The organism is Pseudomonas sp. 8_5_2 (genome assembly GCF_059295255.1).
On sequence record NZ_CM181238.1, the window covers coordinates 3,577,775 to 3,599,888 of the forward strand.

General features: G+C 64.4%; 19 protein-coding genes. 7 read left to right on the forward strand and 12 right to left on the reverse strand.

Annotated elements, in window-relative coordinates; all coding sequences use genetic code 11:
* The first annotated feature begins 85 nt into the window (after positions 1 to 85).
* The gene (gene dsdA / locus AC5O5R_RS16470) at positions 86 to 1,435 is read left to right on the forward strand and encodes a D-serine ammonia-lyase (RefSeq protein ID WP_172221934.1); all 1,350 of its coding nucleotides are present in this window, start codon (positions 86 to 88) and stop codon (positions 1,433 to 1,435) included.
* 424 nt (positions 1,436 to 1,859) lie between these two features.
* Here dsdA and AC5O5R_RS16475 read toward each other — a convergent pair whose 3' ends face one another.
* The 9 genes from AC5O5R_RS16475 to pedF all read right to left on the reverse strand — a co-directional run bounded on the left by AC5O5R_RS16475 (position 1,860) and on the right by pedF (position 12,044).
* Positions 1,860 to 3,587, reverse strand: coding sequence for a PAS domain-containing hybrid sensor histidine kinase/response regulator (locus AC5O5R_RS16475; RefSeq protein ID WP_494514537.1), 1,728 nt, complete (start codon positions 3,585 to 3,587; stop codon positions 1,860 to 1,862).
* On the reverse strand, positions 3,571 to 4,734 hold the full coding sequence (gene ercA, locus AC5O5R_RS16480; protein ID WP_172286163.1) for an alcohol dehydrogenase-like regulatory protein ErcA: 1,164 nt from the start codon (positions 4,732 to 4,734) through the stop codon (positions 3,571 to 3,573). Before ercA ends, AC5O5R_RS16475 begins: the two co-directional genes overlap by 17 nt.
* Before the next feature lie 113 nt (positions 4,735 to 4,847).
* Complete coding sequence (gene pqqA / locus AC5O5R_RS16485) at positions 4,848 to 4,919, reverse strand: pyrroloquinoline quinone precursor peptide PqqA (RefSeq protein ID WP_003253598.1); 72 nt, start codon at positions 4,917 to 4,919, stop codon at positions 4,848 to 4,850.
* 201 nt (positions 4,920 to 5,120) lie between these two features.
* Positions 5,121 to 6,641 carry an acetaldehyde dehydrogenase ExaC gene (gene exaC, locus AC5O5R_RS16490; RefSeq protein ID WP_172228138.1) on the reverse strand — a complete coding sequence of 507 codons (1,521 nt, stop codon included), beginning with the start codon at positions 6,639 to 6,641 and terminating at the stop codon, positions 5,121 to 5,123.
* 126 nt (positions 6,642 to 6,767) lie between these two features.
* Positions 6,768 to 8,555, reverse strand: coding sequence for a PQQ-dependent alcohol dehydrogenase PedH (gene pedH / locus AC5O5R_RS16495; protein WP_172228140.1), 1,788 nt, complete (start codon positions 8,553 to 8,555; stop codon positions 6,768 to 6,770).
* Positions 8,556 to 8,819: 264 nt separating this feature from the next.
* Positions 8,820 to 9,752, reverse strand: coding sequence for a quinoprotein relay system zinc metallohydrolase 1 (locus AC5O5R_RS16500; protein WP_494514538.1), 933 nt, complete (start codon positions 9,750 to 9,752; stop codon positions 8,820 to 8,822).
* 40 nt (positions 9,753 to 9,792) lie between these two features.
* Positions 9,793 to 10,554 carry a quinoprotein dehydrogenase-associated SoxYZ-like carrier gene (locus AC5O5R_RS16505; RefSeq protein ID WP_172228144.1) on the reverse strand — a complete coding sequence of 254 codons (762 nt, stop codon included), beginning with the start codon at positions 10,552 to 10,554 and terminating at the stop codon, positions 9,793 to 9,795.
* A 147-nt stretch (positions 10,555 to 10,701) separates the two neighbouring features.
* Positions 10,702 to 11,577, reverse strand: coding sequence for a substrate-binding periplasmic protein (locus AC5O5R_RS16510; protein ID WP_172228146.1), 876 nt, complete (start codon positions 11,575 to 11,577; stop codon positions 10,702 to 10,704).
* Positions 11,578 to 11,582: 5 nt separating this feature from the next.
* A complete protein-coding gene (gene pedF, locus AC5O5R_RS16515) occupies positions 11,583 to 12,044 on the reverse strand; it encodes a cytochrome c-550 PedF (RefSeq protein WP_172228148.1) in 462 nt (153 codons plus the stop codon).
* 253 nt (positions 12,045 to 12,297) lie between these two features.
* Here pedF and exaA point away from each other — a divergent pair, with 253 nt between their 5' ends.
* Both exaA and AC5O5R_RS16525 read left to right on the forward strand, forming a co-directional pair.
* A complete protein-coding gene (gene exaA, locus AC5O5R_RS16520) occupies positions 12,298 to 14,193 on the forward strand; it encodes a quinoprotein ethanol dehydrogenase (protein ID WP_172228150.1) in 1,896 nt (631 codons plus the stop codon).
* 63 nt (positions 14,194 to 14,256) lie between these two features.
* Complete coding sequence (locus tag AC5O5R_RS16525) at positions 14,257 to 14,916, forward strand: pentapeptide repeat-containing protein (RefSeq protein ID WP_172228152.1); 660 nt, start codon at positions 14,257 to 14,259, stop codon at positions 14,914 to 14,916.
* A gap of 60 nt (positions 14,917 to 14,976) precedes the next feature.
* Here the strand turns inward: AC5O5R_RS16525 and AC5O5R_RS16530 are convergent, their stop codons facing one another.
* Both AC5O5R_RS16530 and AC5O5R_RS16535 read right to left on the reverse strand, forming a co-directional pair.
* The gene (locus tag AC5O5R_RS16530; RefSeq protein ID WP_172228687.1) at positions 14,977 to 15,615 is read right to left on the reverse strand and encodes a response regulator; all 639 of its coding nucleotides are present in this window, start codon (positions 15,613 to 15,615) and stop codon (positions 14,977 to 14,979) included.
* A complete protein-coding gene (locus AC5O5R_RS16535) occupies positions 15,612 to 16,889 on the reverse strand; it encodes a sensor histidine kinase (protein ID WP_172228689.1) in 1,278 nt (425 codons plus the stop codon). The genes AC5O5R_RS16530 and AC5O5R_RS16535 overlap by 4 nt, the downstream gene beginning before the upstream one ends.
* A gap of 151 nt (positions 16,890 to 17,040) precedes the next feature.
* Here AC5O5R_RS16535 and AC5O5R_RS16540 point away from each other — a divergent pair, with 151 nt between their 5' ends.
* From AC5O5R_RS16540 to AC5O5R_RS16555, 4 genes are read left to right on the forward strand one after another with little or no spacing between them, the layout of a single operon-like run.
* A complete protein-coding gene (locus AC5O5R_RS16540) occupies positions 17,041 to 18,234 on the forward strand; it encodes an ABC transporter substrate-binding protein (RefSeq protein WP_172228691.1) in 1,194 nt (397 codons plus the stop codon).
* 30 nt (positions 18,235 to 18,264) lie between these two features.
* A complete protein-coding gene (locus AC5O5R_RS16545; RefSeq protein WP_172228693.1) occupies positions 18,265 to 19,254 on the forward strand; it encodes a YVTN family beta-propeller repeat protein in 990 nt (329 codons plus the stop codon).
* Positions 19,251 to 19,991 carry an ABC transporter ATP-binding protein gene (locus AC5O5R_RS16550; protein WP_172228695.1) on the forward strand — a complete coding sequence of 247 codons (741 nt, stop codon included), beginning with the start codon at positions 19,251 to 19,253 and terminating at the stop codon, positions 19,989 to 19,991. Before AC5O5R_RS16545 ends, AC5O5R_RS16550 begins: the two co-directional genes overlap by 4 nt.
* The gene (locus AC5O5R_RS16555; protein ID WP_172228697.1) at positions 19,988 to 20,779 is read left to right on the forward strand and encodes an ABC transporter permease; all 792 of its coding nucleotides are present in this window, start codon (positions 19,988 to 19,990) and stop codon (positions 20,777 to 20,779) included. Before AC5O5R_RS16550 ends, AC5O5R_RS16555 begins: the two co-directional genes overlap by 4 nt.
* Before the next feature lie 36 nt (positions 20,780 to 20,815).
* On the opposite strand, the gene AC5O5R_RS16560 is transcribed toward AC5O5R_RS16555, so the two are convergent.
* Entirely contained in the window at positions 20,816 to 22,015 is a 1,200-nt protein-coding gene (locus AC5O5R_RS16560) for a sugar transporter (RefSeq protein ID WP_172228699.1), read from the reverse strand.
* Positions 22,016 to 22,114 lie beyond the last annotated feature (99 nt).

Genomic DNA, 22,114 nt, shown 5'->3' on the forward strand with positions numbered 1-22,114 from the left:
TTGAGGACCGATCGTTTGAATCCTGCCCTCCTCCTGTCGAAGATTGTCTGTTCTACTGTGCAACTACCGCGCGACAGGTGAAATCATGATTCACGGTAAAACCCTCGAAAACTGGCAACACAGCCACCCGATCATCACCGACCTGGTCGCCCTGAAAGAGACCAGCTGGTTCAACCCCGCCATCGCCAGCGCGTCAGCAGCCCTGGGCGATGTAGGCCTGACAGCTACAGACGTGCAAACGGCCAGCAAGCGGTTGCAGCGGTTTGCACCCTACCTCGCCACGGTTTTCCCCGAAACTGCGGCTGCCGGTGGGATCATCGAGTCGCACATCACCCCTCTGCCGCAACTGCGTCAACGGCTCATCGACCAACATTCACTGCAAAACGTTGGCAGCCTATGGCTCAAGGCAGACAGCGACTTGCCGGTCTCCGGCTCGATCAAGGCCCGGGGCGGTATCCATGAGGTGCTCAAGCATGCCGAGGACCTGGCCCTGGCGGCCGGCCTGATCACAGCGGCGGACAACTACGCCAAACTGGCCAGTGACCAGGCCCGCGCGTTCTTCGGCCAGCACAAGATTGCCGTGGGTTCGACCGGCAACCTGGGCTTGTCGATAGGGATCATGAGCGCGAAACTGGGTTTCCAGGTAAGCGTGCACATGTCGTCCGACGCCCGGCAATGGAAAAAGGACAATCTGCGCGCCAGCGGCGTGACGGTGGTGGAACACGCCTCCGACTACAGCGTTGCGGTCGAGCAGGGTCGCGAACAGGCGGCAGCCGACCCCAGCTGCTATTTCGTTGACGACGAAAATTCCCCACAACTGTTTCTGGGCTACGCCGTTGCGGCTGAACGGCTGGCCAACCAGCTCGAGCAAGCTGGCATCAAGGTGGACGCAGACCATCCCCTTTTCGTTTATCTGCCCTGCGGTGTCGGCGGCGGCCCTGGCGGCGTCGCGTTCGGCTTGAAGCTGGTATTCGGTGATGCGGTGCACTGCATCTTTGCCGAGCCCACGCACTCCCCTTGCATGCTGTTGGGTGTGTACACCGGCCTGCACGACCAAACCAGCGTGCAGGACTTCGGCATCGACAACATCACCGCTGCCGACGGCCTGGCTGTCGGGCGCCCGTCCGGGTTCGTCGGCAAAGCCATGCAGCGGCTGATCGATGGTTACTACACCGTCACCGACGAGGCACTGTACAGCCTGATGGTGGTTGCCTTCGAGCAGGACAAGGTCAAGCTGGAACCCTCCGCGTTAGCCGGCGTACCCGGTATGGCGCGGGTGCTGCAAGCTCAGGCGTACCTGGCGCGCCAGGGCTTTAGCCCTGCTCAGCTGCAGCATGCCACCCACCTGGTCTGGGGCACGGGTGGCAGCATGGTCCCGCAGGATGAGTTCGACGCCTACCTGGCGAAAGGGCGCAGCCTGCTGGCAAACGTATAACTGCCATCGGTGGACTGTGAACAAGGATGGGTCGATGTACAAAAACGGCGCGATGAACCTCAATGGTTCGCACCTGGGCAGCCTGCATGTTTTTCTGGTGGCTGCGCGGCACCTGAGTTTCTCGCACGCGGCGGATGAAGGCTAATGGGGCTGCAACGCAGCCCATCGCCGCGGTTCGTCGCCACGACAAGCCAGCTCCCACCCCAGACCGCATCGAATTCAAGCCATGCGCCGTACTGGTGGGAGCCTGGCTTGCCGGCGATGGGCCGCAAAGCGGACCTAATTTCCTAACTGACTGGCATTCGGCGTAACGCTGCCCTTGCAATGGCAGCGTGTAGCCCGCCAACTATGTAATTCTCACTTATTGTGGCTTAAATCGTAAAAACGAACGTAAGCCACAATATATTGGATTTAAAAAATTGCTCTAGCCCAGCAACTGGCTCAACACCGCACGCAATTTCCCCGGTTTCACCGGCTTGTTCAGCAATGGCGCGCCGAGCTTCTGCAGGGCCCGCCGACACTGGTCGCTGCGGTCGGCAGTGATGATCACGGCAGGAATGGCAGCGGCAAAATGCTGCCGTAAATGCCTGACCACCGCGCATCCGACCACCCCGTGATCGAGGTGAAAATCCGCCAGGATCAGTTCCGGTGCCCTCCCCTGCAAGGCCTGCAGCGCGCCTGCCTGGTCCGTCGCGGTGACCACCTCGCAGCCCCACTGCTCCAGCAGCGCGCCCATGCTTTCAAGGATGCTCACTTCATTGTCCAGCACCAACAGGCGGCGGCCCGGTAGCGGGTCGCCAGCGCTGGGTTGCGGTACAGCCTGCTGAACGGCCTGCGGCATCTGTGCGCCAAGCGGCACGTCGATGCTGAACACCGAACCCCGCCCCGGCCACGAGCGTACCTCGATGCGATAGCCGAGAATCCTGGCGATGCGCTCAACGATGGCCAGCCCCAGGCCCACGCCTTTGCGATCGGCGGCGCGACCGACGTCCAGCTGGTTGAACTCGAGGAAAATGGCCTGCAGCCGGTCCTGCGCAATGCCCCGGCCGCTGTCCCACACCTCCAGCCGCAAATGCTCGCCACGGCGCCGGGCACCCAGCAGGATACGGCCCTCGTCGGTGTAACGGCAGGCGTTGCTGAGGAAGTTGCGCAGGATACGGGTCAGCAACCGCAGGTCGGTGCTGATCGCATAGCCACCCACCCGCGCGCGCAGTTTCAACCCTGCAGCATCGGCCACCGAACGGAACTCCGAAACCAGCGGCGCAAACAATTCGTCGAGGCGGTACAACGCCACGTCAGGCTTCACCGCTGCCTGGTCCAGCCGGGAGATATCCAGCAAGTCGGTCAGCAAGTCTTCGGCGCCCTCCAGGGCCTGATGGGTACGCTCGACAAGGACGTGCTCCGCCTCAGGCAATGGCCGTTCACGCAGGGTCGAGATAAGCAGGCGGGCGGCATTGAGCGGCTGCAGCAGGTCGTGGCTGGCAGCGGCCAGGTACTTGTCCTTGCTGCGGTTGGCGGTTTCAGCGGCATCGCGGGCGTCGCGCAAGGCGCGGGCGATCTGTTTGCGCTCGGCGATCTGCTGCTGCAGGTTGCGGTTGGCCTCCAGCAGCTCGTCGGTGCGTGCCGCAACCCGCTGCTCCAGTTGGTCGTTGAGCTGCTGCAGGTGCTGCTGGGCCAGCTTGCGCTCGGTGATGTCGGCGACAAACCCCTCCACCAACCCTTCCTGGCCAGGTTTCAGCAGCAGGTTCATCAGCACATCGAGATGGCTGCCATCTTTGCGCCGCAAGCGGGTTTCGTAACCGTGCAGGCTGCGGTCGCGGGCAAGGATGGCAGTGATCGCCTGCAGCTCTTCGGCACCGCCGTCAAACAGGTTGCTGGCCAGGTCCGTGAGGGAAAACAGCACGGCTTGCGGGTCGTCGTAGCCCAGCATGCGCGCCAGCGCGGGGTTGGCGGCACGCATGCCGTCTTGCAGGCTGGCCTGGAAAATCCCGTGCACGGCGTTTTCGAACAGCCATTTATAGCGGTTGCGCTCGGCCTCCAGCTCGTCGAGGCGCGCGGCCAGCTCCGGGTAATGGCTTTTGCGCGCCGAGTGGTCGCCCAGCCCCAGCAGCCCGGCCAGCGCCCGTTGCTGGTCGTCAGAGGGCCTCGCCATAGACCACCTCGACATCTCGCTGGCTCGACGTGCGGGGGTTGGTGAGAATGCACGGGTCATCCATCGCATGCTGCGACAGGAACGGGATATCGCAGGTGCGTACCCCGTGCAGGCCCAGGGTTTCCTGGAAGCCGATGGCGTGCTTCAGTGCGATCAGGTGCTCCACCAGGCGCCCGCAGATCTGCCGGTGGTTGAGACCGCGGCAGTCGATGCCGAACACTTCGGCAATCACCTTGAAACGCTCCGGCGCCGAGCTGTAGTTGAACGCCACCACGTGCTCCACCAGTACCGCGTTGCACAGGCCATGGGGCAAGTCGAGAAAACCGCCCAGGCTGTGCGACATCGCGTGCACCGCGCCCAGAATCGCGTTGGAGAACGCAAGCCCTGCCTGCATGCTGCCCAGCATGATTTTCTCGCGCAGGCCGATATCAGTCGGGTTGGCGATCATCTCCACCAGATTGCCGTTGATAAGCCGCATGGCTTCCAGCGCATGGGGGTCGGTCAGCGGGCCATGGCCGGTGGAAACGAAGGCCTCGATGGCATGCACCAGCGCATCGATGCCGGTGCAGGCCGACAGGAACGGGTCCATGCTGAGGGTGGTTTGCGGGTCGATCAGCGACACATCCGGCACCACCGCCTTGCTGACGATGGAGAACTTCATGCGTTCCTGCTGGTTGGAGATGATCACGAATTGCGACACGTCCGCCGAGGTGCCTGCAGTGGTCGGGATCAGGATCAGCGGCGGGCTGGGCACGCGGATCATGTCGACGCCTTCGAATTCGAGGATGCTGCGCCCGTGGGCGACCACGATTCCAATGGCTTTGCCGCAGTCCATCGGGCTGCCGCCGCCCACGGCAACGATCACATCGCAGTGGTTCTGCCGATAGATTTCGGCGCCGAGCATGACTTCTTCGACCCGTGGGTTGGGCGATACGGCGCTGTACAGGCAGTAGTCGATGCCCTGGGCCTGCAGGCTGGCTTCCACGTCGGCTACCCAGCCGGCGGCGATCACTCCGGGGTCGGTGACCACCAGTACCTTGCGCGCGCCGAAGGTCTTGGCGTAATTGGCGACGTTGTGCCGGCAGCCGGCACCAAAGATGATTTCAGGCGAAACGAACTTGCGAAGCGGGCTGAAGCTCTGGCTCATCGGAAAGCCTGTTTTTATTGTTCTGGAAGGTAACCGCCAGCGTAAAGCATCCCGCCGCGAAAGCAACCAGACCGCTGAAGATCCGGCCACCGCAGTGATGGCCGGACAGACCATCAACGATTGGCGAAATACATCGTAACTTCGAAGCCAATGCGCAGGTCGGTAAAGGCGGGTTTAGTCCACATGGGGCAGTCCTCTTCTTGTGCCGGGCGATTCCGGTAGTGGCATTAATGCATGGAGGGCGGCGGGGGCGAATGCTACTTTGGAACGAGTTTGCGGGGGGCGTTGGTATCAACATGACCGGCCTCTTCGCGGGTAAACCCGCTCCTCCAAGGGATACCCGTTCCCTGTAAGAGCGGGCTTACCCGCGAAGAAGGCGACGCGGTTTAGAAGAAGCCCAACGGATTGATGTCGTAGCTCACCAGCAGGTTCTTGGTCTGCTGGTAGTGATCGAGCATCATCTTGTGCGTCTCACGCCCCACGCCGGACTTCTTGTAGCCACCAAACGCGGCATGTGCCGGGTACAGGTGATAACAGTTGGTCCACACCCGCCCTGCCTGGATCGCCCGGCCCATACGGTAGGCGCGGTTGATGTCGCGGGTCCACAGGCCGGCGCCCAGGCCGAATTCGCTGTCGTTGGCGATGGCCAGTGCTTCGGCTTCGTCCTTGAAAGTGGTCACGCCCACCACCGGGCCGAAGATCTCTTCCTGGAACACCCGCATCTTGTTGTGGCCCTTGAGCAGGGTCGGCTGGATGTAGTAACCGCTGGCCAGGTCGCCTTGCAGGCGTTCGGCGGCGCCACCGGTGAGCAGCTGCGCGCCCTCCTCCCGGGCAATCTCCAGGTACGAAAGAATCTTGTCGTATTGCTGCTCCGACGCCTGTGCCCCGACCATGGTCTCGGTATCCAGCGGGTTGCCGCGGGTGATCCTGGTAATCTTCTTCATCACCTCGGCCATGAACGGCTCGTAGATCGACTCCTGGATCAGCGCCCGCGACGGGCAGGTGCATACCTCGCCCTGGTTGAAGAACGCCAGCACCAGCCCTTCGGCGGCCTTCTCGATGAACGCGGGTTCGGCCTGCATGATGTCTTCGAAAAAGATGTTCGGCGACTTGCCGCCCAGCTCCACGGTAGACGGGATGATGTTTTGCGCCGCGCATTTCATGATGTGCGAGCCCACCGGGGTGGAACCGGTGAAGGCGATCTTGGCGATGCGCTTGCTGGTGGCCAGGGCCTCGCCGGCTTCACGGCCAAAGCCCTGGACAATATTCAATACGCCCGCCGGCAGCAGGTCGGCGATCAGTTCGGCAAAGATCGTGATCGACAATGGCGTCTGTTCCGCCGGCTTGAGCACCACGCAGTTGCCGGCGGCCAGCGCCGGCGCGAGTTTCCAGGCGGCCATCAGCAGCGGGAAGTTCCACGGGATGATCTGCCCGACCACGCCCAGTGGTTCGTGGATGTGATAGGCCACGGTGCCTTCGTTGATCTCGGCGGCGCCGCCCTCCTGGGCACGAATGCAACCGGCAAAATAACGGAAGTGGTCCGCCGCCAGCGGCACGTCGGCATTCAGGGTTTCGCGCACCGCCTTGCCGTTGTCCCAGGTTTCGCTGACCGCCAGCACTTCCAGGTTCTGCTCGATCCGGTCGGCAATTTTCAGCAGCATCAGGGCACGGTCCTGCACCGAGGTCTTGCCCCAGGCAGCGGCGGCAGCGTGCGCGGCGTCCAGCGCCCGGTCGATGTCCTGGGCGGTGGAGCGCGGGAACTCGGCAATCGGCTGGCCATTGACCGGCGAGCTGTTGGTGAAGTACTGGCCAGCCACCGGCGCGACGAACTCGCCATTGATGAAATTGCCATAGCGTGGCTTGAAGGACACGACGGCGCCTGGGGTTCCGGGTTGTGCGTAGATCATGCTGAGCCTCTGCGGGTCGATGCCTGTCCGGCGACAGGCGATGCAGCGATAGTAGAAAGCCCCGCCTGCCAGACGAATGCATCGTTGGCAGCGGGGCTCTCGTCATTTGGTAGTAGGGTTCAGGCTTTACGGCGTGGTGCTTGCCGTTTGCTGCAGTTGCTTGGGCAGCTTGAAGGTCCAGAGCATGCCGCCCTGGTTGAAGTCCTTGACCCGTTTGGCCACTTCACCCCCCCACAGCGGCACCGCGCCGCCCCAGCCGGACACCACCGAGACATACTGCTCGCCGTCCATTTCCCAGGTCACCGGCGAGCCGAGCACGCCGGAGCCGGTCTGGAACTCCCAGACCTTCTCGCCGGTTTTGGCATTGAACGCCTGCAGGAAGCCTTCCGGCGTGCCGGTGAACACCAGGTTGCCCTTGGTGGTCAGCACCCCGCCCCACAGCGGCGCGTAGTTCTTGTGGCGCCACACTTCCTTGCCGCTGATCGGGTCGATGGCGCGCAGCACGCCGATATAGTCTTCGTTGAGCGGCTTGATGGTGAAGCCGGCGCCGAGGAACGCCGCACCCTTCTTGTAGGCGATGCCCTCGTTCCAGATGTCCATGCCCCACTCGTTGGACGGCACGTAGAACAGCCCGGTGTCCTTGTTGTAGGCCATCGGCATCCAGTTCTTGGCGCCGAGGAACGCCGGGGCGACGAACACCGAGCTGCCCTTGGCCTCGCTGCCGGGGGCGCCAGGGCGGCTGGCGTCGTTGTAGATCGGCCGGCCGTCCTTGTCCAGGCCGGTGGCCCAGGTGATCTTGTCGACAAAGGGGAAGCCGCGGATGAATTTGCCGTTGGTGCGGTCCAGCACGTAGAAGAAGCCGTTGCGGTCGGCCGTGGCGGCGGCCTTGACCTCTTTGCCGGCGTCCTTGTAATTGAACGAGATCAGCTCGTTGACGCCATCGAAGTCCCAGCCGTCATGCGGCGTGCTCTGGAAGTGCCACTTGATGGTGCCATCGTCCGGGTTCAGCGCCAGGCGCGACGAGGAATACAGGTTGTCGCCAGGGCGCAGGTGCGAATTCCACGGCGCCGGGTTGCCGGTGCCGAACAGGATCAGGTTGGTTTCCGGGTCGTAGTAGCCGCCCAGCCATGGCGCGGCGCCACCGGTCTTCCACAGGTCGCCGGGCCAGGTCTTGCCGGCCTCGCCCCCGGAGATACCGTTCTCGATCGCCTTGCCGTCCTTGTACACGTAGCCCATGTGCCCTTCGACCGTAGGGCGCATCCACAGCAGCTCGCCGTTTTCCGGGTTGTAGGCCTGGATCTTGCCCACCACGCCAAACTCGCCGCCAGCGACGCCGGTGATCAGCTTGCCGTTGACGATCATTGGCGCGGCGCTGATGGAATAGCCTTCCTTGTGGTCGGCGACTTTCTTGCTCCATACCACCTTGCCAGTGTCCTTGTTCAGCGCTACCAGCTTGGCGTCCAGGGTGCCGAAGAACACCAGGTCGCCGTACAGTGCCACGCCCCGGTTGATCACGTCGCAGCACGGGCGGATGTCATCGGGCAGGCGCGCATCGTACTGCCACAGCTTTTTGCCGGTACGGGCGTCCACGGCAAATACCCGCGAATAGGAGCCGGTCAGGTACATCACCCCGTCCTTGATCAGCGGCTGCGCCTGCTGGCCGCGCTGCTTCTCGCCGCCGAAGGAAAACGCCCAGACCGGCCGCAGCTCCTTGACGTTTGTGGCGTTGAGCAGGTCCAGCGGGCTGTAGCGCTGGCCCTGCACGCCCAGGCCGTTGGTCACGATCTGCTGCGGGTTCTCAGGGTCCTGGAGGATCTCTTCGTTGCTGACAGCGGCGTGGGCCGCGCCGGCAAGCAGCATGGCGCTGAGCACCAGGCTCACGGCGAACACAGGACGGCGTGGGGATCGGGTCATGACGGCTACCTTTGGTTTTTTGTTGTGTCCGGGAAAATTTCCCGGTGTGCCGAGAATTCTTGGTTGCGACCTGCTCACCGACAATTGCCCGCAGTGCGGAGTTTTCTAGTTCGTTGGTAGCAGCTACCCTGCGCGGTCCTCTGTAGGAGCGGCCTTGCGTCGCGATGCGGCGCGCAGCGGCCCCGGCAATCTTGCATGATGCGCAAATTTTGGGGCTGCTGCGCAGCCCATCGCGACGCAAGGCCCCTCCTACAGGGGACCGCGTCAGGGTTTGGTATCGACGCGCTGGAGTTGTTGGCGCTCGTAGCGGGGATAAAGGTGGCTGACACTGCGAATCAGCTCATAACGCGTAAGGCTGATGCCGGCAAAGCGCTCGGGGATGGGGCTGCGGATCACCTCGGCCATGTCATCGCCACGCGCCGCGCCGTCGCGCATCAGCCCATCCAGCCAGCCCAGGTAATCACGCATCTGCACAAACGGCCGCGCATCGCTGGCCACCGGACCGTGCCCGGGCACAAGCTGCTTCCAGGGCAGGGCTTGCAAGGTGTCCAGGTCCTTCAGCCACACATCCAGCCCCGGGCTGTTAGGGGTGGTCAGCGCCCGTTCATAGAACACCAGGTCACCGGCGAACAGCACGCCAGTCTTCTCATCGAGAATTGCCAGGTCGGCACCGGTATGCCCACCCAGCGCCAGCAACCGCAGCCGATGCCCGCCCACTTCATGGACGCCAGGTTCCAGCACCCGGGTCGGCAGCATCACCTCGGTGCCCCGCATCCAGTCGCCCACCAGGCGGTACATGTTTTCGGCCATGACCTCGCCCTGCTGGCGCAACAGGTCGCCAGTGCCGGCCAGGGCGCCAATGGGTACATCGGCGAAGGCCTGGTTGCCCAGCACATGGTCGGGGTGATGATGGGTCAGCAACACTTCCAGCACCGGCTTGTCGGTGGTGGCAGCGATAGCCTGGCGCAAGGCTTCGCCATAGCGCTTCGACGGCCCGCTGTCGATCACCACCACACCGCTGTCGGTGACGATGAACGCGGTGTTGACGATATTGCCGCCATTGGCCTTGGCAAAGTTGTCGGTGCTGCCTTCCAGCAGCCAGGTGCCCTGGGCGATCTGCCGGGGTATGAGGCGGTAATCCAGGTCCGCATGGGCCGGCAGCCCCAGGCACAACAGCAACAGCAGGATCCAACGCATGACGGCGCCTCCGGGCAGGGGGTTAACTCAGGCAACGCGCTCAGGGCACCGCCGCTTCGAACTGGTTGCCGCTGTTGTCTTGCAATAACAGGCGGGTCGGCCCAGTGCCCTGGATATCGAAACCCAGGTTGGGGTTTTCGCTGACTGCCGGGTACAGTTCCAAGCTGGCCATGCGTTGGCCGTCCGCGTTTTGCAACTCGGCATGGTTGAGAAAGAATTCGGGAATACCGCTGACCAGGCCGTTGTCCATCGGGTGGGCCACCTGCAGGCGCAGGCGGCTGCTGTCGCCACGCGGGTAGCGCCCGCCCAGTACCTCGCCGAGGTGCTCCTCCCAGCCAGGCTGGGTGCGGACCACGCTGGGTGCGGTACAGCCACCGCCGGCGGCATCGATCAAGGTCGAGCCGACATGCCACAAGCCGTCACGTGTCAGCACCGCAGCGCGCAGCGGCGTGGCCTGTTCGATGCGGATGCGGATCGACAACCACGGCAGCACGCGCTCGCCGGGCTGGAAATCGACAATCCGCGGTAGCGGGTTGAGCTCGGCCCAGGCGAGGATGCGCACAACCTCGCCGGTAAACGCCCGGGCGTCGATTTCCAGCGGTACCTGGCGCGCGTCCTCGGCAAAGGGCGGCGCCAGCAGCTTGACCCGGTCATCGAAGACGAATGCCGCCTGGCCGAGCAGCTGCTTGTGGTAGAAGTCCCACATGACCGAGGGTACCGGGTCCGGCTTGGCACTCGGTTCGCCGGCCACGACTGCCCAAGGCATCCAGCAGGCCAGCAGTAACGTTACTCGCCAGTTCATCGGCCACTCCTTGATGAAACCGTTATCCATTGAGCCGGCATGGTTAATGTGGGAGCGGGCATGCCCGCGAATCAGGCAGCGCGGTGGATGGCACGGGCTGCGCCCGTGTTCGCGGGCGCGCCCGCTCCCACAAAGGTGCTGCAAGCACTATTGATACATTTCCGGAGTCTGGTAGCGCAGGCCGTAGTTGGCATAGATGGCTTTCATCCGCCCATCCCGGATCAGCGCCTCTAGCGCCTCCTCCACGGCATACGCCAGCTGCCGGTTGCTTTCATGCACCGCCATGCCAATTTCCCAGGCCTGCTTGCCAAGCTTCGGGTAGGCGTTTTCCGCCAGAACCAGTTGGGGGTCGGCCGCCTGGTGCAACTGCCAGTCCACCTCCCCGCGCATCGCCATCACCGCGTCTACCTGGCCGGCCTGCATCGCGGCAAACGCCTGCTGCACAGTGGGGTAATGATGCGTCCTGGCGCTGAGCATGCCGTCGAACACCGAGGTCAGGTAAAACGATGGCACGCTGTCCACTTCCACCCCGATGGGGTGCTGCTGGAATACCGCGACGCTGGCCACCGAGGCCAGCCGACGGCGGTCGTAGGCGACCTGCCAGCGTTCTTCCTGATAGGGGCCGAACATCACCACTTGGGCGTTTTCCAGTTCGCCCAGTTCGTTGCGCTTCTGCGCATAGGCATGGTCGTAGGGCACCCGCATCATCAGGTCGGCCAACTGCTGCTGGCGCAGCGGGCTGCCGCGCCAGATATAGTCGCGCAAATCGTCGTCGAGCTTTTCTCCGGGCGGTGCCCAGATCAACTGCAGGCGCACGCCCAGGGCCGTGGCCAGGGCCTGTGCCAACTCTACATCGACGCCGCGCGGCTGGCCGTGGTCGTCGAAACTGTAAGGGGCGAAATCCTTGTACACCGCCACTTTCAGCTCGCCGGCGGCGATGATCGCGTCGTAGTTGCGCACCTGCGCCTGGGCCGCCGCGCAACACAGCAGCAGGCCACCCAACAGCACTGCCAGCAGACGCATGGCCGTCACTCCTCGACGTGCACGCTGTCCAGGTAGGTGCGCACCGCCCACAGGGCCTCCTGGCTCAGATAGTCAGCCATCTTCGGCATGTACACCCGGCCGTCACGCACCGCGCCATGGCGTACCCGCTCGACGAACCACTCATCGCCGGCGTCGCCCACATCGAGCAGGCGCAAATCCGGGGCAATGCCGCCAGACTTGGCTTCCAGGCCATGGCAGGCCGCGCAGTTCTGGTTGTAGGCCGAGGCGCCGATTTCCACGGCCTTGTCGTGCTCGGGCGAGGCACGGTACGGGTTGACCGCCGCCCAGCCGTCGCCGTCCAGGCTCACCCCGGCGTCCTTGATCGGGGTCAGGCCGTTGGTCTCCACTGCCTGCGGCACCACGTTGCCATGGGCCCACGCGGTACCGCTCAGCACGGCGCCAAGCAGCAGCCCGGCAGCCAGCAAGACATTGCGTTCTGTTGTCATTGTTATGCCCTCACCATTGCACGCAAAGCCTCAACCACAGAGGCTGTGCCGCCATCTTAGAAACAGCCCGCAGGCAGCCGAATGCTGCTTTGGTGGCCGGGCCTTCCTCCCTTGGTAGTAGGGCTTGCGGCGAAGGGCCAATTGAGGTGGCGTTCGGGAACTCTTCCCGACAAGCGCGGGAAATTTTCCGTATCCGGCCACGGCCGCGCCGCCGCACCCTGTGCAGGCCAAAACTCCACAGGGAACTGCAACCATGACAATAACAACGCTACCCGCCCTTTCCCCTCTGGCCCTGAGCGTGCGGGCCCTGCTGCTGGCCGGTAGCCTGGCCCTGGGCAACCTCGCCGTGGCCGCCACTGCACCTGCCGCACCTGCCAGCAAGAACGTGACCTGGGAAGACATCGCCAATGATCACCTGACCACCCAGGACGTGCTGCAGTACGGCATGGGCACCAACGCCCAACGCTGGAGCCCGCTGGCCCAGGTCAACGACCGGAACGTATTCAAGCTGACCCCGGCCTGGTCCTATTCCTTCGGCGACGAAAAGCAGCGCGGCCAGGAATCGCAGGCCATTGTCAGCGACGGCGTGGTCTACGTCACCGGCTCGTACTCGCGGGTGTTCGCCCTCGATGCCAAAACCGGTAAACGCCTTTGGACCTACAATCACCGCCTGCCCGACAACATTCGCCCGTGCTGCGACGTGGTCAACCGTGGGGCCGCCATCTACGGCGACAAGATCTACTTCGGCACCCTCGACGCGCGGCTCATCGCCCTCGACAAACGTACCGGCAAGGTGGTGTGGAACAAGAAGTTCGGCGACCACAGCGCCGGCTACACCATGACCGGCGCCCCGGTGCTGATCAAGGACAAGACCAGCGGCAAAGTGCTGCTGATTCATGGCAGTTCCGGCGATGAATTCGGCGTGGTCGGCCAGCTGTTCGCCCGCGACCCGGACACCGGTGACGAGGTGTGGATGCGGCCCTTCGTCGAGGGCCACATGGGCCGCTTGAACGGCAAGGACAGCACCCCCACCGGCGACATCAAGGCGCCCTCCTGGCCGGACGACCCCACCACCGAAACCGGCAAGGTCGAAGCCTGGAGCCACGGCGGCGGTGCCCCTTGGCAGAGCGCCAGTTTCGACCCCGAGAGCAACACGATCATCGTCGGCGCCGGCAACCCCGGCCCCTGGAACACCTGGGCGCGCACCGCCAAGGACGGCAACCCGCACGACTTCGACAGCCTGTACACCTCCGGCCAGGTCGGGGTGGACCCAAGCACCGGTGAAGTGAAGTGGTTCTACCAGCACACGCCCAACGATGCCTGGGACTTCTCCGGCAACAACGAACTGGTGCTGTTCGACTACAAGGACAAGGACGGCAAGGTAGTCAAGGCCACCGGCCACGCCGACCGTAACGGGTTCTTCTACGTGGTGGACCGCAACAACGGCAAACTGCAGAACGCCTTCCCCTTCGTCGACAACATCACCTGGGCCAGCCATATCGACCTGAAGACCGGGCGCCCGGTGGAAAACCCCGGCCAGCGCCCGGCCAAACCGCTACCGGGTGAAACCAAGGGCAAGCCGGTGGAAGTGTCGCCACCGTTCCTGGGTGGCAAGAACTGGAACCCCATGGCCTACAGCCAGGACACCGGCCTGTTCTACATCCCCGGCAACCAGTGGAAAGAGGAATACTGGACTGAGGAAGTGAACTACAAGAAAGGCTCGGCCTACCTGGGCATGGGCTTTCGCATCAAGCGCATGTACGACGACCACGTCGGCACCCTGCGCGCCATGGACCCGAGCACCGGCAAGCTGGTATGGGAGCACAAGGAGCACCTGCCGCTGTGGGCCGGCGTGCTGGCGACCAAGGGCAACCTGGTGTTCACCGGCACCGGCGACGGCTTCTTCAAGGCCTTCGATGCCAAGACGGGCAAGGAGCTGTGGAAGTTCCAGACCGGCAGCGGCATCGTCTCGCCGCCGATCACCTGGGAGCAGGATGGCGAGCAGTACATCGGCGTCACCGTAGGCTATGGCGGCGCGGTGCCGTTGTGGGGCGGCGACATGGCCGAACTGACCAAACCGGTGGCCCAGGGTGGCTCGTTCTGGGTGTTCAAGATCCCGAGCTGGGATACCAAAACCGCACAACGTTGACCGCCTGCGGGGAGTGGCTGGCCGCTCCCCGCACCTGCCTTCATTCGCCAAGAGCCTTCTGCCATGAACTACCTGCCCTTTGCCCTGCTGCTGGTACTCGCCCCTGCCGTTGCCGTCACCAGTGACGACGCTGGCGATGACACCCCACTGACCATCAATGGCTGCGTCATCGCCGAAGCCAGCCAGTGCCCGGGCGCCAACCTGCGCGGCGCCAACCTGGCCAACCAGGACCTGCGCAAGATGAACCTGGCCGGTGCCGACCTGCGCGATGCCGACCTGCGCCACGCCAGGCTGGACCTGGCCAATCTGGAAAAGGCCCGCTTGCAGGGCGCCAACCTGACCCGTGCCAGCCTGCAGCAGAGCAACCTGCGCCTGGCCGACCTGAGCAATAGCAGGCTGGTGGCCATTCAGGGCTGGGGCTTGTTCGCCCAGGGTGCACAGTTTGCCAAGGCCGACCTCAGCGCTGCCTATCTGCAGTTTGCCAGGCTGTCAGGGGCAAAGATGCAGCAGGTCAACCTGCAGGCGGCGGACCTGGAAATGGCCTGGTTGAGCAAGGCTGACCTGCAAGGTGCCAACCTTGGGGATGCCAACCTGCAGGAGGCCAAGTTTGGCCAGAGCAACCTGGGGAATGCCGATTTGCGTGGGGCGCGGCAGCATTATGGGAATTTTCAGGAGGCCGATATGGAGGGGTGCAGGGGGTGTCCTGACAGTTGGGATGATTGAACGGGTGGTCGTCCTGGCATTTTCTGCGCCTGTGCGATCGAGCGCCGCGCGGGGCTCCATTCACCCCGCCACCCTCACCACCCCCAGATCAATGCCCAAATGCACCAGCTCGGCGTGCGACCCGACCTGCAACTTGCTTTTGAGTAAAGTCAGATGATTGGACACCGTCTTGGCACTGATACACAACTGCTCGGCGATTACCCGCACCGGTGTCCCCTTGGCCAGCATCACAAAAATCTCCAGCTCACGCTGAGTCATGCGCTGCAGCCGCGGGTCGCTTTGCCCATGCTGTGAAGCGCAGGCCAGTTGCGTAGCCAACGGCTGCTCAATGTACGCATGCCCCGCCAGCACCCGCTGCACCGCCTCGATCAACACCTCGGGCGCCGAGTTCTTGGTCAGGTAGCCCGAGGCCCCCGCCTCCAGCGCCTGGCGCACCAACGGCAATTCGTCATGCATGCTGAAAAACAGCACGCGCAGCTGCGGCAGGCGCTGGCGCAGGCGGCGGGTAGTTTCCAGGCCGCTGATGCCCGGCAGGCCGAAGTCCATGATCACCAGGTTGGGCACCTGCTCGTGTACCCGCGCCAGCGCCTCCTCGCCACTGGCAGCCTCACGCACCTGCATCGCTGGCAACACGGCGCGCAGCAGGCTGGCATAACCCTGGCGAACCACGGCATGGTCATCGACCAGGACAATATTCATCGAACCTCCTCGGGAATAGTCAGGGCCAGCGCCCAGCCGCTACCGGGGCGGCTGAGGATTCGCAGCTCCCCGCCCAGGCTGCGGGCACGCTCGGCCATCGAATGCAGGCCTACCCCAGGTCGCTGGGGCTGGCGCGCACCGCAGCCATTGTCGCGAACAAACAGGCGCAAGCCATTGCCGCAGCGTTGCAGGCGTATCCGCACCTGGCTGGCGCCCGCATGCCGGGCAACGTTGGTCAACGCCTCCTGCAGCAGCCGATACAGATGCGTCCTGCTCGAATCGGGCAGCAGCGGCAGTTGCTCGCCGATCCGCAAGCGGCAATCGATGCCCTGGCTGGCCCGCCAACGGTTCACCAGCAAGCTGAAGGCTTCGGCCAGGGGCAGGTGTTGCAAGGCCACCGGATACAGGTCGTGTACCAGTGCGCGAAAGCCCTGTTGCAGGCGTTCGCAATTGAGTTCCAGGGCCAGCGCGGTCTGCTGCACTACCGTGGGCTGTTCGGCCGACAGGCGCAGCAGGCAGCCCTGGGCGCGAATACCCGCCAGGTATTGCCCCAGGTCATCGTGCAGGGCCTGCGCCAGCTGGGTGCGTTCCTGCTCCTGCACGGCCAGCAACGCCTGGGTCAATTGGGTGTTGTCGGCCCGGGCCTGCGCCAATGAGACCGTCATGTGGTTGAAGTGCTCAGCCAGTTGCCGAGCCTCGGGCAGGCCCGCCTCGCGTAATCGCGCAGTCAATTGCCCACCCGACACCTGGCGCAAGGCCTGCAACAGCTCATCCAGCAGCCCCAGGCCCCGCCGCACCGCCCAGCGGATGCTCACCAGGCTCAACAACAAAGCCACGCCACACAGGCCCAGCAGTTGCAACAGGGCTTCCCAGACCTCGTCGATCTCATCCCGCGCGTCGACGGCAATCAACACCCGGCGCCCGTCCTTCAGGTTCAGCAGCCGAGTGCTGTGGTGGCGCTCGCCAATCAGCTGGCGGCCCAGCCAGGCATCCAGCCCCGCCTCCTGCGGCAGCCGCGCCGTTTGGTTCGCCGCCAGCCAGTGCACCCGCACATGGCGCAGGCTTTGGGTCAACCGTGGCTGCAGGCTTGCCGGGTCACGTTCGGCGGTGTCACCCAGGTAGGCCACTACGGCTTCGGCGGACTGCAACTCACGTTCGACATCCGCCACCGCCTGGTGCAGCAGCACCCCGGCACAGGCCAGCGTCAGCAGGGCGAAGCACAGGGTGACACAAAGGTTGATCCGCCACAGGGCCGTCAGGTTGATCAGGCGCATGGGCAGGGTCTCCTCAGGGGCGCTGGGACCATCGTAAAACCGGGGCATGCGTGGCGAATTACTACCTTGGTACCGGCCGAGCGGTACTTTCTGCATATTTCCCGCTCCCGGCGGGCTTCCTATGCTGGCGCCATCTGCCGTGGAGTGTGTCATGCACCAGCCTGCCCGCCTTGCCCTGACCTGCCTGCTGACCTTGGTCGCGACACTGTCTGTCGACCTGGCGCCCGCGGTTGCGGGCCAGGCTGCAGCCGCGTTGCAAGTTGGCATCGGCTACCTTGGCTACCGCCCCGACCCAGGCCCGTTGCTGTCCAATATCATCCCCGAGCCCGCCGATGCCGGGCTGCAGGGTGCCGAGCTGGCGATCGTCGACAGCAACAGCACCGGGCGCTTTCTGCAGCAAGCGTTCCACCTGACCCGCGCCAATGTCGACACCCCCGCCGCGCTGCTGCAGGCCGCCAAGGCCCAGCATGACCAGGGCCTGCGATTGTTCGTGGTGAACGCCCCTGCCGCCAGCCTGCGCGCGCTGTCTGCGGCCCTGCCCGACAGCCTGCTGTTCAACGCCGGCAGCCCCGACGACAGCCTGCGCAGCAACCAGTGCCTGGGCAATGTACTGCACAGCTTGCCGGGCCGGGCCATGCTGGCTGATGCGCTGGTGCAGTTGCTGGTAGTGCGCAAATGGCAGCGGGCGCTGCTGGTGGTCGGGCAGACCGAGGACGACCAGGCCTACGCCGCCGCCCTGCGCCGCGCGGCAAAACGCTTTGGCGTGCAGCTGGTGGCGGAAAAAACCTGGACCTTCGACAACGACCAGCGCCGCAGCGCCCAGGCCGACATGCCGCTGTTCACCCAGACCGCCGAATACGACGTGGTGCTGGTGGCCGACGAGCGCGGCGACTTCGGCGAGTACCTGCCCTACCAGACCTGGTACCCGCGCCCCGTGGCCGGCACCCAGGGCCTGACACCTACCGGCTGGCACAAGACCGTGGAGACCTTTGGCGCGGCGCAGCTGCAAAAACGTTTCGAAGCCCAGGCCGGGCGCTGGATGAACGACCGCGATTTCGCCGCCTGGATGGCCGTGCGCAGCATCGCCAGCGCTGTCAGCAAACTGCGCCAGGCCGAGCCACGCGCACTGCAGCAACTGCTGCTCAGCGAACAGTTGCCGCTGGACGGATTCAAGGGCCGCAAGCTCAGCTACCGGCCGTGGAACGGTGAGCTGCGCCAACCGATCCCGCTGGTGCAGCCGCGCGCCCTGGTCAGTACCTCGCCGCAGGAGGGCTTCCTGCACCCGTTCAACGAGATGGACAGCCTGGGCTACGACAAACCCGAAGTGACCTGCAGCTACCCCTGACCCGATAACCACAACAACAAGGAATTCGCCATGCGCCGCTCCCTCTTCCACCGGGCCCTGCTGTACCCCAGCCTGCTGTCGGGCGCCCTGGCACTGACCAGCGGACATGCCATGGCTGCAACCGCCTGGGTCTCCAACGAGAAGGACAACAGCCTCAGCCTGATTGATCTGCAAACCATGGAGGTCACCGAGACCCTGCCGGTCGGCCAGCGCCCGCGCGGCCTGCTGCTGTCCCACGACAACAAGCTGCTGTACATCTGCGCCAGCGACTCGGACCGGGTGCAGGTGATGGACGTGGCCACCCGCAAGATCATCAAGGAACTGCCCTCCGGCAAGGACCCCGAGCAATTCGCCCTGCACCCCAACGACCGGTGGCTGTACGTGTCCAACGAGGACGACGCACTGGTAACGGTGATCGACACCGTGACCGACAAGGTGCTGGGGCAGATCGACGTCGGCATCGAACCCGAAGGCATGGCGGTGAGCCCGGATGGCAAGTGGGCGGTCAACACCAGCGAAACCACCAACATGCTGCACTGGATCGACACCAGCACCCAGGCCCTGGCCGAGAGCACCCTGGTCGATCAGCGGCCGCGTTTTGTCGAGTTCAACCAGGACGGGTCGCGACTGTGGGCTTCGGCGGAAATCGGCGGCACGGTGACCATCCTCGACGTGGCCACGCGCCAGGTGCTGAAAACCCTGAACTTCCAGATCAAGGGTGTGCACCCGGACAAAGTGCAGCCGGTGGGCATCAAGCTCAGTGGCGATGGCAAGTACGCCTTCGTTGCCCTGGGCCCGGCCAACCATGTGGCGGTGATCGATGCCAGCACCTACGAGGTAATGGACTACCTGCTGGTCGGCCGACGAGTCTGGCAGCTGGCGTTTACCCCCGACCAAAGTCAGTTGCTGGCCACCAACGGGGTCAGCGGCGATGTTTCGGTAATCGATACCAAAAGCCTCAAGGTGCTCAAGTCGGTGAAGGTCGGGCGCTACCCCTGGGGCGTGGTGGTCACGCCATGAACGCCCTTGAGGTCAGTGACGTGAGCTTCGCCTACGGCCCGCGCGAGGCGCTCAGACAGGTCGGGTTCAGCCTGGCGCCCGGGCGATTTGCCGCGTTGCTGGGCCCGAACGGCGCGGGCAAGTCGACTTTGATCGCCCTGCTGACACGCCTCTACGACCTGCAACAAGGCGACATCCGCGTGGGTGGCTGCTCACTGCGCGACCAGCCACGCGCGGCCTTGCGCCAGCTGGGGGTGGTGTTTCAGCAAAGCACCCTGGACCTGGACCTCAGCGTCGAGCAGAACCTGCGCTACCACGCGGCGCTGCACGGCCTGTCGCGGCGTCAGAGCAGCCTGCGGGTGGACGCCGAACTGGCCCGCCAGGGCCTGGGTGAACGCCGCCGGGACCGCGTTCGCGAGCTGAACATCGGCCATCGGCGCCGGGTGGAAATCGCCCGTGCGCTGCTGCATGAACCGCGCTTGCTGTTGCTGGACGAAGCCAGCGTCGGCCTTGACCCGGCCAGCCGGCTGGCGCTCAACCAGCACCTGCGGCAGCTGTGCCGGGAACACGACCTCAGCGTGTTGTGGACCACCCACTTGCTGGACGAAGTACAACCGCACGATGACTTGCTGATCCTGCATCAGGGGCGCCTGGTGGCCAGCGGCACGGCCGATAGCCTGAGCCTGGCGCACGGTGGCGACCTCGATGACGCCTTTGCTTGCTTGACCAGCACGCCCTCAGGAGCCCATGCCCGATGAACGCTTACTGGCAATGTTTCAATGGCATCCTGCAACGCGAATGCCTGCGGTTCGTGCTACAGCGCACGCGCTTGCTCAGCGCCCTGGTGCGCCCGCTGCTGTGGCTGCTGGTGTTTGCCGCCGGCTTTCGCGCGGCGCTGGGCATAGCAATCATCGAGCCCTATGACAGCTACATCCCCTACGAGGTGTACATCATTCCCGGGCTGGCCTGCATGATCCTGCTGTTCAACGGCATGCAGGGCTCGTTGTCGATGGTATATGACCGGGAAATGGGCAGCATGCGGGTGCTGCTGACCAGCCCGCTGCCACGGCCGTTCCTGCTGGCCAGCAAGCTGCTGGCAACCTCGCTGATTTCGCTGCTGCAGGTGTATGCCTTTCTCGCCATCGCCTGGTTGTACGGCGTGCAGCCACCGGCTGGCGGGTTGCTGCTGGCGCTGCCGGCGTTGTTGCTGGTGGCCCTGATGCTCAGCGCCCTGGGGTTGTTGCTGTCGAACGCGATCCGCCAATTGGAGAACTTTGCCGGGGTGATGAATTTCGTGATCTTCCCGCTGTTTTTCCTGTCTTCGGCGTTGTACCCGTTGTGGAAGATGCGCGAGGCCAGCCAGTGGCTGTACTGGCTGTGTGCGCTCAACCCCTTTACCCATGCCGTGGAGCTGGTGCGTTTTGCCCTGTATCAGCGGCTGAACCTGCTGGCGCTGGTGGTGTGCCTGGGGTTGACCGTGTTGTTCAGCTTGCTGGCGGTAGTTACCTTCAACCCCCAGCATGCGGCGCTGCGCAAGCCGCGCTGACAGGGGCTGAGGGCTATCGATTGGAGAGGGGGGTGTTCAGCTGCTTACCGCCTCCCGAAACCGGCGGATGCTGGCAACGGCCAGCAGCAACCCGACCACCGCCACGCTCCCCCCCACCAGGCCGATATGCGCCACGCCCGTCTGGCTGCTGACGATACTGCCCAACAACGCTCCACCGCCGATGCCGATGTTGTAGATGCCCGAGAACAGCGCCATGGCCACGTCTGTGGCGTCGGACGCCAGCTTCAGGGTCTTGGCCTGCAACGCCAGGCTGAAGCTCAGGATCGCCACACCCCAGAACATGCTCAGCGCAGCGAACAGATAGAAGTTGCCCGACATTGGCCACAGCAACAGCAGGCACGCGGCGAGCACGCCGATCGAGCCGACCAGGAAACCCTGGGGGAAGCGGTCGCTGTAGCGGCTGAACAGCACCGATCCGAACACCCCGGCACCGCCAAACAGCAGCAGCAACAACGTGGTGCGCTCGCCACTGATCTGCGCCACGTGCAGGGCGAACGGCTCGATATAGCTGTAGGCGGTGAACTGCGCGGTGATCACCAGGGTTACCAGCACATAGGTAATGACCAGCGCCGGGCGCTTGAACAGGATCGGCAGGCTGCGCAGCGAGCCCGAATTCTGGCTGGGCAACAGCGGCAGCGATTTCATCAGGCACAGCATGGTGACCAGCGCCACCCCGGCAATGCTCAGGAAGGTGATGCGCCAGCCCAGGGCCTCGCCCACCACACGGCCCAGCGGAATGCCCAGAACCATGGCCAGTGTGGTGCCGGTGGCCAGCAGGCCCAACGCCTTGGCCTGCTGGCCCGGTGGCGCCACACGCACCGCCAGCGAGGCGGTGATGGCCCAGAACACCGCGTGCGCCAGGGCAATGCCGATACGGCTGACCAGCAGCATGGCAAAGCTTTGCGATAGCCACGACAGCAGGTGGCTGACAATGAATACCAGGAACACGAAAAGCAGCAGGCGGCGCCGTTCGATATTGCGGGTCAGCAGCATCATCGGCAGCGAGGCCAGCGCCACCACCCACGCGTAGATGGTCAGCATCAGGCCCACCTGGGCGGTGCTCATGTCGAAGCTACGGCCGATGTCGCTGAGCAACGCCACCGGGACGAATTCGGTGGTGTTGAAGATGAAGGCAGCCAAGGCCAGCGCGATCACGCTCAGCCAGCTGCCGCTGCCCGCCGTCGGCGGCAGGTGGGTGGGTATGGGTCCGTTCATGGTGGAAACCGCTTCTCCGCACAAGGCGACAGGTCGCACGCCGACCACCCGCTTGCAGGGGTGACGACGTACGCTTTGTTATGGATAGGAATGGCCGGC